Annotated in this window: 8 protein-coding genes; 4 read left to right on the forward strand and 4 right to left on the reverse strand. The window is 45.6% G+C overall.

Features of this window, described 5'->3' with window-relative positions:
- Positions 1–28 precede the first annotated feature (28 nt).
- The 3 genes from ITG10_RS04710 to erpA form a co-directional block, all read right to left on the reverse strand.
- Positions 29–3,118, reverse strand: a complete 3,090-nt coding sequence (locus tag ITG10_RS04710) for an efflux RND transporter permease subunit (RefSeq protein ID WP_017633270.1) — start codon at positions 3,116–3,118, stop codon at positions 29–31.
- Positions 3,119–3,128: 10 nt separating this feature from the next.
- The gene (locus ITG10_RS04715) at positions 3,129–4,253 is read right to left on the reverse strand and encodes an efflux RND transporter periplasmic adaptor subunit (protein WP_017633269.1); all 1,125 of its coding nucleotides are present in this window, start codon (positions 4,251–4,253) and stop codon (positions 3,129–3,131) included.
- A 374-nt stretch (positions 4,254–4,627) separates the two neighbouring features.
- Complete coding sequence (gene erpA / locus ITG10_RS04720) at positions 4,628–4,969, reverse strand: iron-sulfur cluster insertion protein ErpA (RefSeq protein WP_004734539.1); 342 nt, start codon at positions 4,967–4,969, stop codon at positions 4,628–4,630.
- A 296-nt stretch (positions 4,970–5,265) separates the two neighbouring features.
- On the opposite strand from erpA, the gene hemL reads away from it, so the two are divergent.
- Positions 5,266–6,561 carry a glutamate-1-semialdehyde 2,1-aminomutase gene (hemL, locus tag ITG10_RS04725; protein ID WP_017633268.1) on the forward strand — a complete coding sequence of 432 codons (1,296 nt, stop codon included), beginning with the start codon at positions 5,266–5,268 and terminating at the stop codon, positions 6,559–6,561.
- Between the two features lie 141 nt (positions 6,562–6,702).
- Here the strand turns inward: hemL and ITG10_RS26295 are convergent, their stop codons facing one another.
- Positions 6,703–6,828, reverse strand: coding sequence for a hypothetical protein (locus ITG10_RS26295; protein WP_048658168.1), 126 nt, complete (start codon positions 6,826–6,828; stop codon positions 6,703–6,705).
- Between the two features lie 76 nt (positions 6,829–6,904).
- On the opposite strand from ITG10_RS26295, the gene ITG10_RS04730 reads away from it, so the two are divergent.
- The 3 genes from ITG10_RS04730 to ITG10_RS04740 all read left to right on the forward strand — a co-directional run bounded on the left by ITG10_RS04730 (position 6,905) and on the right by ITG10_RS04740 (position 12,729).
- Positions 6,905–7,990, forward strand: a complete 1,086-nt coding sequence (locus ITG10_RS04730) for an AI-2E family transporter (protein WP_017633266.1) — start codon at positions 6,905–6,907, stop codon at positions 7,988–7,990.
- A gap of 110 nt (positions 7,991–8,100) precedes the next feature.
- Positions 8,101–9,123, forward strand: coding sequence for a 16S rRNA (guanine(1207)-N(2))-methyltransferase RsmC (gene rsmC, locus ITG10_RS04735; protein WP_017633265.1), 1,023 nt, complete (start codon positions 8,101–8,103; stop codon positions 9,121–9,123).
- Between the two features lie 216 nt (positions 9,124–9,339).
- The gene (locus tag ITG10_RS04740) at positions 9,340–12,729 is read left to right on the forward strand and encodes a response regulator (RefSeq protein WP_017633264.1); all 3,390 of its coding nucleotides are present in this window, start codon (positions 9,340–9,342) and stop codon (positions 12,727–12,729) included.
- The last annotated feature ends 266 nt before the right edge of the window (positions 12,730–12,995 follow it).

Here is a 12,995-nt window from a genome sequence, read left to right on the forward strand (position 1 = left end):
TTTATTTTCGTTGAATCCGAATATTCTGTTATTTTTCAAACTTCTTTTCTCGACCTAGCATTAACAGACACGGTGTTAGTACCAAGGTCAGTACCGTCGCAAACGCCAACCCGCCAGCAATAGCAGTCGCTAGCTGTGACCACCATTGTGTACTTGGCGCGCCAAATTCTATCTTTTGATTAATCAGGTCGATGTTCATCTCTAACACCATCGGCATCAAACCCAAGATAGTCGTAACAGTCGTGAGCATGACCGGTCTTAGACGCTGAACACCGGTTCTTAGAATCGCATCTCGCTTGTCCAAACCTCTTTTAATCAATTGGTTATAGGTATCAATCAGCACGATGTTGTTGTTCACCACTATCCCTGCTAGTGCGATGACCCCGATACCCGACATAACAATGCCAAACGGACGCTGGAAGATAAGCAACCCAACAAACACACCAACCGTTGAGAACAATACGGCACTTAGAATCAAGAACGCTTGATAGAAACTGTTGAACTGAGTAATCAGAATCAAAGCCATTACCGCTAAAGCCACCAAGAAAGCACTTTGTAAGAAGGCTGACGAGTTCTCTTGTTCTTCGTTTTGGCCGCGGATCCGAAACTCAACACTACTCGGCAGCCCCAATTCACTTAACGCTTGCTCGATCTTTGGCAGTTCGAGCGCAAGGTTATAGCCCTCTTCCATATCCGCCATGATGTTCACCACACGCTTTCCATCGAGGCGCTTAATCGTGTCCTGTTTATGGTCGGGAACAATCTGAGCAAAGTTGGTGATTGGTACTAAGCCTGCTGGCGTTTTGACTCTTAACTGGTCAAAGCGTCCGATATCCCTCTTGTCATTAGGGTAACGCACCAAGATGTCGACCTCTTCTGATGAGTCATCAGGCAGATAATCCCCAATCTTGAGACCGTTGGTAACGAATTGAACGGTATTGCCGACTAAAGTCGCGTCAGCTGCAAAACGTGCGGCATCATCACGGCTAATATCCACCTTCCAATCGATGCCATCTTTACTCGCAGTGTCGCTGATATTAGTCAGCGCTTGATTACCATCTGCCCAACCTCTTACGATCTTTGCTGCCTGATTGAGTTGCTCAGGTGTTTTAGCCGACAGCTCGATAACCAAGTCATTTTCAACTGGAGGCCCAGCATCGGGGAACTTGAATTCAATCTCGACACCAGCATATTGATCGGTTTGCACCTTTAATTCATCAATGATCGCTTTAACACTGCGGCGGTATTGCCAATCGACAGGTGTAATTGATATCAAACCAATCTGGTCGTCACCACCGGTACGCGTATAAACGGTATCGAACTCGTCATGATTCAGCATCATCTGTTCAATATCGCGCATGATGTCATCTTTTTCTTGAATAGAAAGATCACCGTGCGAGCGCACTTTGACGTTAAAGAATGGCGGATCAACTTCAGGGAAAAACTCGGCACCGAGCCCCGCTTTTGAATACGTGAAACCAACCGCAACCGCGAGCAGTATCGCACTGAACAGAATCTTAAATGGGTGCTTAATCGCAATCGACAGTGTGTGGTAATACGCCTTGGTTAAGCCAGTCGCCTCTGAGAAATCACCATTATGCAAAGCCACCATTCGAGCTTGGCTCTGAGACGAGACGTATTGCGGTTTGCCAATCAAACCACCCAACACTGGCACAAACAACAGCGCCATAATCAATGAAGCAGTCAACGTAGCGATCAGAGTGAGTGGCAGGAATTTCATGAATTCGCCTGTTACATCTGGCCAAAACAGGAGTGGAGCAAACGCCGCTAAAGTTGTAGCCGTTGATGCCGTTATAGGCCATGCCATTCGTTTAGCTGCATCTCGATAGGCCGCTTTACGCCCTTCCCCTTCTTGCATTCTCCGGTCGGCAAACTCAGTCACCACAATAGCGCCGTCTACTAGCATCCCCACCGCCATGATCAGAGAAAACAGCACCACGATGTTAACGGTTAAGCCGAATACAGACAGAACCAATAAACCCGTGAGGAATGATCCAGGAATTGAGATGCCCACCAATAACGCAGTACGCACACCAAGAATCGCGATGATCACAATCACGACTAGAATAATGGCGGATAAGATATTGTTTTGCAGATCATTCAGCATGATCTTCACATCTTTAGATTCATCCCAGGTGTATTTAACCAATAGATTGTTTGGCCATTCAGCTTGCTGCTGAGCCCCGGCCATTACCGCTTTCACTAACTCAACCGTTTCGATGATGTTCTCACCTGCGCGCTTCTTAATGTCCAACACAACCGCAGCTTTACCATCTAAACGCGCAAAACTCTCTGGATCTCGAAACGCTCGACGAACTGTCGCCACATCACCAAAAGTTACCACCTGCTTACCATCCACTTTGATTGGTAGCTCAAGCACATCCTTTAACGAATTAAACACCGAAGGTACTTTGACCGAGAAACGACCATAGCCAGTATCGACAAAACCCGCGGCAACCACTCGGTTGTTCAAAGCGATCAGATTGTAGATATCAGCTTGATCTAGGCTGTAGCTCTCCATCAATAGAGGATCAACGATGATTTCAACGATGTCTTCCCTATCACCCGCAATATCAACCTCTAATATCTGGCGATAGCTTTCGAGTTTATCTCCCACTTCTCGGGCAATTTGTACGATAGTGCGTTCAGGAACGGTGCCGAATAACACAACAGAAAGTACTGGCTGCTCAGAAGCGAGTGTGACTTCATTTACGGTTGGCTCATCACTGTCTTCTGGTAACTTTGGTTTGGCGAGATCAACGGCGTCACGAACATCCGCCATTGCCTTTGTTAGATCGACTCCAACATTAAACTCCAACACAACAGAGGCGTGGCCTTCTGCTGCGGTTGCCGTCATCTCTTTTACGCCCTCAATCGACCTCAGTTCTTGCTCGATAGGTCGAACTAAAAGACGCTCAGCATCCGTTGGCGAGATCCCTTGGTGCCCGACTGAAACGTAGATAATCGGGATGGTAATGTCTGGGCTCGATTCTTTGGGGATCGTGATATAGGTAATGACACCTGCAACCAAGATGAGCGCCAAAAGAGAGAGCATTGTTCGAGCACGAGACAAGGCTGCATCAATAATTGAATACATCTGTTATCTCCTACTCAGTTGTTACGTTTGAGAGTTCAGCACCTTGCTCGACCGCAATCACCGAATCACCATCACGCACAAACCCTTGTCCTACAGTGATGATATCGACCCGTTGACCTAAACCCGTGAGCCATACACCATCTTGTTCTGCCTTAACTAGCTGAATACCGACAAATTTCACGATTGGTGAGTCATCGACTGAAACCAACGTTTTGACCCCAAGGTTACCCGCCTCATCCAAAGCCAACATCGCAGGTGTCACCTTGATTGCGTCTCTTGTTTCTAGGTTGAGTTTCACTTCAGCGCTAACCCCAGCAGGTAATAGGCCTTCAGAATTATCGATTTCAATCTCGATTGGGAAAGTATTGGTTGAGGCCGAAGAAATTCGAGACACATAACGCAAGCGCCCTTCAGCTTCTTCTCTTCCAAGTAAGCGGACCACAGCAGATTGGTTGACTAACAGATGTTGGATATGGCGCTCACTGACATCGGCCTCAATAACCAGAGGGTCAAGGTCAATCACGCCTGCGACTGGGTCGCCTATACCAACGAAATCACCCAACTCGACCATCAAATCTTGAACCACACCCGAAAAAGGCGATGTAATCACAGTATTCTTTAAAGCCAATTCTGCATTGCGCATCATGGCTTTTGCTTCAGTTAAGGATGCCTCAGCGGTGGTATAAGCGATCTCACCTTGCAGGCCCCTTTTCTTCAGTGACTGCGCCGCTTTGAACTCTTTCTGCTTCAAACGATACAGAGCCGATGCTCGCTCTAACTGTATTTCCAAATCACCTTTATCTATCTGAGCAATAGCCTGCCCTGCTTTAACCACATCGCCCTTCACAACGTTCAATCGAACAATCTTGCCCGCGACTTCCGCCCCTAATCTCGCATGCCTGTCGGGTGCCGTTCGACCGTATAAATCAATGGTTTTAAAGGTGGGTGATGAGGTGAATGTTTGAAAAGAGACCTTGGCCAACGGGATTTCTGTCGCTGTTTTCTCTGGCGACTCTTCTGCTTGCCCCACTCCTAGGCCAAGCCAGATAGACAACAACATCACTAAAATCAGAGACACCAGCCACGGCTGTTTCAGCTTCTGAAAAAGTGGTGAGTTAGAAAATAGAGTGGGCATAACAAATCCTTTTGTCCGATGTGATTAAGGCGCGCTAAATGGCTAAACACTGTCATGTGCAACTTCCTGATACACATAGGTAACCTTAACAGACCAAAACCAAACGAAGTTGGACGCTATCGACAGTTTAAAAAATATGCCGTGTACTAAAAATGACAAAATAGAGGGTTGGAATGGTTTTAAAAGCAATGACTTAATATGTCTTAGCAATTTTGAGGCTGCGTGAAAAACAAAAGCCTTGATCAGAGCCGAGCTTTGTTATGAAGAGAAATTTGGGGATATAAAAACAAAAACGCCGAACATAAGTTCGGCGTTTCAACCTTCTGGCGTAGCTTTCAGCTAAAGCTGTCTTTTAACTCTAGCTATCTTTCAAGCTATACGCTGAATGATGCGCCACAGCCACATGTTGTTGTAGCGTTCGGGTTGTTCACAAAGAAGCGTGCGCCTTCTAGGCCTTCTGTGTAATCAACCATGCCGCCCATAAGGTATTGTAGGCTCATTGGGTCAACAACCAGCGTTACACCGCTGTTTACAATCGTAGTGTCGCCATCATTTACTTTTTCATCAAATGTGAAGCCGTATTGGAAACCACTACAACCACCACCTGTAATGTATACACGTAGTTTTAGTTCTGGGTTTTCTTCTTCAGCGATTAGCGTTTGTACGCGGGTAGCTGCTGCATCAGAAAAAGACAATGGGATATTTACTTCGCTCACGACAACCTCTCTTACCTGTGTCAAAAACAACATGATACAAATCTAATTCGAGACCAGTGTTGTTGAGTATTTTCTTATATTCGGGGGATTATCTAATACCTGACTGAAACGTTCAAGTATTCACCACCGGATCCTTCCTTTTACTGCTGTAAACTCGTCAATATCTGGCAATTAAAACGTGTAACCACACAAAACAACCAGATTCGGGCGATTATCTGGGCGAAAGCATTCCTAGTTGGATTAGGGATAGGTACAATGCGTGCCAATTGGTCCGACAGTCAAAAGAGGATATATCAATGACCAAATCAGCAGAGCTGTACGAAAAAGCACAGCAAACTATTCCTGGTGGCGTAAACTCTCCAGTTCGTGCATTCAATGGCGTAGGTGGTTCTCCAATCTTCGTTGAACGCGCTGATGGCCCACTTATTTTTGATGCTGATGGTAAAGCATATATCGATTACGTTGGCTCTTGGGGTCCAATGATCCTTGGTCACAACCACGTTGTTATCCGTGATGCCGTTATTGAAGCAGCTCAACGCGGCCTTAGCTTCGGTGCTCCAACCGAAACTGAAATCAAAATGGCTGAGCTTGTATCTGAGATGGTCCCATCAATGGAACAGCTACGTATGGTTAGCTCAGGTACAGAAGCAACAATGAGTGCGATTCGTCTTGCTCGTGGCTTCACAGGTCGTGACAAAATTCTTAAGTTTGAAGGCTGCTACCACGGCCACGCAGACAGCCTACTTGTAAAAGCAGGTTCTGGTGCACTGACTTTAGGTCAACCTAGCTCTCCAGGCGTCCCAGCTGATTTTGCTAAGCACACGCTTACAGCAACCTTCAACAACCTAGATTCAGTACGTGAGCTATTCGCAGCGAACAAAGGCGAGATCTCGTGCATCATCGTTGAGCCAGTTGCGGGCAACATGAACTGTATCCCACCCGTAGAAGGCTTCCACGAAGGTCTACGTGAAATCTGTGACCAAGAAGGTGCATTGCTGATCTTTGATGAAGTAATGACAGGTTTCCGCGTTGCTGAAGGCTGCGCGCAGGCTTACTACAACATCAAACCAGACTTAACATGTCTTGGTAAAGTTATCGGCGGCGGTATGCCTGTGGGTGCTTTTGGTGGTCGTAAAGAAGTAATGCAATACATCGCACCAACTGGCCCAGTTTACCAAGCAGGTACGCTTTCAGGTAACCCTGTTGCAATGGCTGCTGGCTACGCATGTTTGAACCTTCTACGTGAAGAAGGCAACGAAAAGCGTCTAGCTTCAAAAACTAAGCAGCTAGCGAATGGCTTTAAGCAACTTGCTGACAAGCACGGCATCCCGATGCTAGTACACCGAGTTGGTGGTATGTTTGGTTTCTTCTTCACAGACCAAGAAACTGTAACGTGCTACGAAGATGTAACTAAGTGTGATGTAGAACGCTTCAAGCGCTTCTTCCACTTAATGCTGGATCACGGTGTTTACCTTGCTCCTTCAGCATTCGAAGCAAGCTTTACTTCTCTTGCTCATGGTTCAAAAGAGCTGGATGCGACATTAGAAGCCGCTGACCGTTCTCTTGCTATCATTGCTGCTGAAAGCAAATAATCGAAAGCACTTTATAAGTCGCTAACCGATTGAATTTAGGGCTGCATTAACGCAGCCCTTTTTAATGCATCGACTAAATTAAACTCGAGTATTTCCGCTTAGATTACCCGTCAATTTGTTCGAAAATTTAACGAAGAGCGTCTAACGTTCCCAGAAAAGGAAAACCAACAACATCAGCGTACCAAGGAACATTCTGAACCAAGGGATCTCTTTTTTTGTTTGCTGTTGTTCGTCTTGGCATTTCTTATCTTTATCACAGCATCCCATAATCAAAACTCCTCATTGCTAACTCTCTGTTTTGCAGCCATTATAAACTCAGAACGCAAATATAGAGACCATTACCGTGTCAGAAAAAATCAAAATCAATTCCAGCCACTGGGTGATCATCATTGCCCTGCTTGCGGCGGCTTATGCTTGTTACCTGCTTATCGAACCATACGTTAACTCGATAGTGATGGCCTTTATCATTTCACTTTTAATGTTCCCAATCCATGAGTGGCTTGAAAAAAAGATACCGAATAAAGAAAACGTGGTCTCCCTACTTTCTTGTGTCATCTTAACCTTTATTATCGTAATCCCTTTGTTGGCGGTGTTTGCAGCTATCGTGCAGCAAGGTTCTTTGTTCTCTCAGAACACCTACCAATGGGTAACACACGGCGGCATTCAAACTCTGTTCGAACACCCTTTAGTTGTGAAAGCCCTATCGTTCGTGAACAACTATCTGCCTTTTGACAATATTGAACCTCAAGCGATCGCACAAAAGGTCGGTGAATTCGCAACAAGCTTTGGTTCTAAACTTGTTGGAATCAGCGCAAAAATCCTTGGTGATGCGACCAACTTCTTGATGGATTTCTTCTTGATGTTGTTTGTTCTGTTCTTCTTGTTGAGAGATCACGACAAAATCATCAGTGTGGTTCGTCATATTCTTCCGCTATCTCGCAGCCAAGAAGACAAACTTCTCACTGAGATTGAGCAAGTTTCTAAATCAGCAGTTATGGGCTCATTCTTAACGGCGATTGCACAAGGTTTTGCCGGCGGCTTAGGTATGTGGATTGCAGGTTTCCCAGGGCTCTTCTGGGGCACAATGATGGGCTTCGCCTCGTTCATCCCTGTGGTCGGTACCGCACTAATCTGGATCCCAGCGGCGACCTACTTATTCCTAACAGGTGATACTACGTGGGCCATTTTCCTAACGGTCTACTGTGTGGCGATCGTTGGCTCAATTGACAACCTTCTGCGTCCGCTTCTAATGCAAGGCAGCGCGGGCATGAACACCCTAATGATCTTCTTCTCGCTACTGGGTGGTATCCAACTATTCGGCTTGATTGGTCTTATCTACGGCCCACTGATTTTTGCGATTACCATTGTTCTATTTAACATCTACGATGAAGAGTTTAAGGACTTTTTAAATCAGCAAGACAAGAGTTAAACCGCTCTTCAATCACTTACTTGCCGAACGAGTATTAAACACTTCAAGCTTTGGGCGGATTATGCGAAAATCCGCCCTCATTTTTTGCTAACGATTCAATAGAGTGTCCTATGTCAGCTTATATTGCCCCAAGCCAGATTGCTGAGCGCCAACTTGCCTACTTTGAAGGCAAACATGTTTTAGTTGCCGGTGAGGCTGAAGATTTGTTCCCTGTTGAATTAGCAAAGCACTGTGAATCTGTCTCTGTGTTTACCTCTAATTACAGCTACTACCGTCAGCTTGAAGGTTATAGCACCATCCAACGTTTTTACGGTGCTGAGTTTACCGAAGAGACCAAAGCTGACCTAGTGATGCTCTACTGGCCGAAAGCCAAGGCAGAAGCTGAGTATTTGTTAGCTATGTTGTTTGCAAAGCTAGGCAAAGATACCGAGATTGTCGTAGTTGGTGAAAACCGCTCTGGCGTGAAAAGTGTTGAGAAGATGTTTATGCCTTACGGCAAGGTCGTAAAATACGATTCAGCGCGTCGCTGTTCTTTCTACTGGGGCCAATGCTTCGAGCAGCCACAAGCTTTCAACTTACAAGACTGGTTTAAAACCTACACGGTGAACATTGGTGAGCAATCACTTACTGTGAAAAGCCTTCCTGGCGTATTCAGCCACGGCGAGTTCGATGTGGGTAGTCAACTACTGCTGGATACTTTGCCAAAACTGAAAGGCAAAGTACTGGACTTCGGTTGTGGTGCTGGCGTGTTAGGCGCTGTAATGGCATCTCGTAACCCTGATATCGAGCTAGAAATGTGCGATATCAGTGCATTTGCCGTAGCATCAAGCCAAGCCACACTGGAAGCGAATGGTTTAACAGGCAAAGTCTTCGCGTCAGATGTTTATTCTGATACAGCACAAGACTACCAATTCATCATCAGTAACCCACCATTCCACTCAGGTTTAGACACCAGTTATAGCGCGACTGAGACCTTACTTGCGCAGGCACCTAAACATTTGAAGCGTTCTGGTGAGATGATTATTGTCGCGAACAGTTTCTTAAAATACATCCCAATTATTGAGCAAGCGTTTGGAAAATGCGCGACTCTAAATAAGACCACCAAATTCGCGATCTACCACGCAAGTAAGTAGCCTCTCTAGCACAGCGCAGGGTCATTATCTGCGCTGTCTGTTCATATTTTTATCAAAAGTCTATAAAAGTGAGCTTTTGCACACGCTTTAAATACCACTTACTTGTCAAAGTAAAAAAACTCGTTAATTTCGTTAAATTGGAAACCATTAATTCTATTCTCTGTACTTGTTTTCGCCCCTTTTAGCAGTACATCAAAGGAAAGTAGTACCAAATTTATGTTTAGATTTTATCGTAAGCAGAAGTTTAAGCGCCTTCAAAATACCCTAATGCTGGCATTTCTTGTCCTCAGTATTACTCCAGTGACACTTATCGCGATATTTTTCCTTCAATCGCACAGTCAGGATCTTCAGGAACAAAGTACCTCACACCTTGTTTCAGTCCGTGATACTAAGCAACAGCAAATTGTCGATTACCTGCAAGCTCAAGAATCCCAAGTGATGGGCTTTGTTCGCTCAGAATTAGCCAATGCCAGTGGCGGTCGATTCTATGGTTTGATCAATGCCTTCCAGCGACTTGGTCTAGATATTGACGAAGCACGCAGTAATGCGCAGCAACGCTACATTCAAGGATCGGGCGATCAAATCAAAACATCGATTCTTCCTGAGTCGAGTAGCTACATTGGCAGTGAGCGTTATCGCCTACTGCACAAGCGCTACCATAACGCTTACCTAGAGCTGCTTAAACGCTCCGATTTTGACGATATTCTATTGGTTGATATCAACGGTAACGTTGCTTACTCCGTCTTTAAAAATGACGATTACGGCACTAACTTACTGACAGGTAAGTATAAAGATTCAAACCTAGGCGTTACCTTTCAACGACTCGCTAAAGATGTCACCGACCGACGTAAATCCAATGAAGATTACACACCAGTTATTGTGTCGGACTTTAAAGACGAGAACGGTAAACAGACGGCATGGCTAGGTGCGCCTATCGTACAGCAGGGCTATCTGCACAGTTATGCGATGTTCAGGCTACCGATCAACGGTATTACCAAGCTTATTGCTGATCTCAACAAGAGCTCAAATATTCAAACGCTTCTTGTAGGTAGCGACCACTTACCTCGTAGCCTTGCGCACTCTCAAGAGTCGATTAACTTAAGCCTAGACGTGGTTGATAAAGCACTTGCGGGCGAAACAGCCGTAGGCACATTTGATAACACTCTAGATCAGGCGATCATCGCGGCCTATACACCAATTGAACTTAAGTACGCGACTTGGGCTCTCGTTGTCGAGCTTCCTGAAAAAGAAGCATTTGCCCGTATTCATCAACTAGAAAAGATCTTCGTGATCGTGATGCTAACTGCGATCATTCTGGTTGTTGTCGCATCACACTATCTCTCTAACTTCATCACCTCACCACTGCTTAAATTGACATGGGCTGCCGAGAAAGTTTCTGCTGGTGATCTTGATGAGACAATGATCAACACCGAACGTAAAGATGAAATCGGTCGCTTGGCGGTCAGCTTTGAACGAATGCAACGCTCTATTCGTGAAAAAATGCAGCTCATCAAGAGCCAAAATGATGAGCTGGAAGACAACCTCAAGACCATTCAAAAACAAAACGAAGAGTTACAGCTGGCTAACAAACTCAAAGATGAGTTCTTAGCGACCACCTCTCACGAATTGAGAACACCACTGCATGGCATGGTTGGTATTGCTGAAGCACTGATATCTGGCGCGAATGGTCCTATTCCGGCTAACCAGAAGTACCAGTTAGATATCATCATCAATAGTGGTCAAAGGTTGGCTACACTGGTTGATGACTTGCTTGATTACCACAAGATGCGTTACGGCAGCTTAGATATTAAGAAATCTGCGGTTGATCTGTCAGCTGCCACCAGCTTGGTGCTTGAGTTATCTCATCACCTGCTAGGTAACAAACCAATCCGTATTATCAACCAAGTTCCAAGCGATCTAGGGCTCGTCTCATCCGATCCTCAACGACTTGAGCAAGTGATGTATAACTTGGTCGGCAATGCCATCAAGTACACATCCGAAGGTAAGATCGTTATCTCGGCAAGCGTTATCGATGACAACATCCGTGTACAAGTGGTCGACACTGGCCAAGGCATACCAGCAGAGTACCTTGAGCACATCTTTGAACCGCTGATTCAAGCAGGCCAAGATGCGAGTAACTATCGCCAAGGTGCGGGGCTTGGGTTATCGATCAGTCGTCAGCTAATCGAGCTAATGGGTGGTTCTCTGTACGTGAGCAGCCAACCTATGCTTGGCACCACGTTCAGCTTTACTCTGCCTTTGGCGACAGAAGAAGAACTTAAGAACTACAACGAATCAGGCAGCTACTCACACTTCCAAGCACCTGATTTGATTGATAACGCGCAGCAAGAGAACAGTGTTATCAGTGAGAACCCTGATGGCCCACTACTGGTTATCGCTGATGATGAGCCAGTCAACCTACGAGTATTGGACAGCTTCTTGAAATTAGAAGGCTATCGAGTACGCACAGCCTGTGACGGACCTGAAACTATTGAATTGATTGAGAAAGAGAAGCCAGAACTACTTCTACTCGACATCATGATGCCGGGCATGAGTGGCTATCAAGTGTGTGAATCGCTGCGTAAGCAATATGACCATGCACAGTTGCCAATCATCATGCTGACGGCACTCAACCAAGCAGAAGACCGTGTTCGCGGTTTCGAAGCAGGTGCTAATGATTACTTATCTAAGCCGTTCAACAAACAGGAACTGGCTGCGCGAATCACGGCTCACTTATCAGCAAGTAAAGCCGAACAAAGACGCCTTGAGAATGACCAATTGCAACTTGAGCTCAAGCACAGAGCCATGGTTGAAGCTAACCTGCTAGAAACTCAAGGACGTTTGCTAGAACAGTTAGAGTCGGCTCCAGAAGCCATCATCTGTATTCGTGATGATCAGCGTATTCGCTTTGCCAATGAAGCGGCAGCGAAACTGTTTAGACGTGGACAAGAACAACTTAAGCGCTCCATGGCCGATGAGATCATCGCACCTAAGTACCTTAAGGTGGAACAGGCACACTATTGTGGTGATATCGACATCTATATTGACGATACCCGTCAGCGCATACCAAGTGACATCCTCAAGCTGCCAGAAGGTTCTGGGCTCGACACCATGTACATCTTCAATGTCGGTGGTGGCGTTAACTCAAACCGTATCAATAACCTTGAGACGGCTGTTGAAGCACTCTCTAGCTATGCCTTTGAAGGTGATAAGGACAAGCTGCAACAACTCAAGGAGCTCGGTGGTGAATTTACTCGCCTTGCAGATAAAGCGACTGGAGAAGGGAAAAACAAGCAAGAATTAATGCGTGAAGTCCTAGTGGATGCCATGACTAATGCCATCATCTACTGGGAATCGGTGACTGGTGAAACCAAGTTTGCTTTCGCAGAAAAGAGTGGCTTATGGCGCGTCTATTTAGACCGCAGTACGCTTCAAACGCGAACATTAGATAAATATCTACGCGTAGAAACGCTGCCGAAAACACCTCGCTGGCGAACGGTATTGAGCTCTATCGAATTCATACTCGAACACTGTAAAGAGCAGACACCAGAAAGAACACACATTGAGATGCTCAGAGACAAGCTACAGAAATTACTAACCAGCTAATCCTGAACTAACATCACGATACTTCGAATAATGAAGCCCACCTCGCGTGGGCTTTTTTGTGCATGGCATTCCAGTAAAAGGCACAATAACACCTCCTTAAAACCACTTTTTTTACATCATTAAACAAGCGAAATATCACGTTACTTGAGCTCAAACAGCACTGTTAAAATTCACGGTTACTTGCCCTTTTCTTCACCATTCTTAACCATTAGCTGACTCTTTGTTGCAGTTTGAGAAGCGAGTCACAACAGAACGGCAGATTTAAT

The organism is Vibrio sp. ED004, assembly GCF_023206395.1.
In the GTDB taxonomy this organism is placed as follows: Bacteria; Pseudomonadota; Gammaproteobacteria; order Enterobacterales; family Vibrionaceae; genus Vibrio.

Coding starts and splice junctions, on each gene's coding strand:
- ITG10_RS04710 (WP_017633270.1), bottom strand. CDS start 3,118: ATGTATTCAATTATTGATGCAGCCTTGTCTCGTGCTCGAACAATGCTC.
- ITG10_RS04715 (WP_017633269.1), bottom strand. CDS start 4,253: ATGCCCACTCTATTTTCTAACTCACCACTTTTTCAGAAGCTGAAACAG.
- hemL (WP_017633268.1), top strand. CDS start 5,266: ATGACCAAATCAGCAGAGCTGTACGAAAAAGCACAGCAAACTATTCCT.
- ITG10_RS26295 (WP_048658168.1), bottom strand. CDS start 6,828: ATGGGATGCTGTGATAAAGATAAGAAATGCCAAGACGAACAACAGCAA.
- rsmC (WP_017633265.1), top strand. CDS start 8,101: ATGTCAGCTTATATTGCCCCAAGCCAGATTGCTGAGCGCCAACTTGCC.
- ITG10_RS04740 (WP_017633264.1), top strand. CDS start 9,340: ATGTTTAGATTTTATCGTAAGCAGAAGTTTAAGCGCCTTCAAAATACC.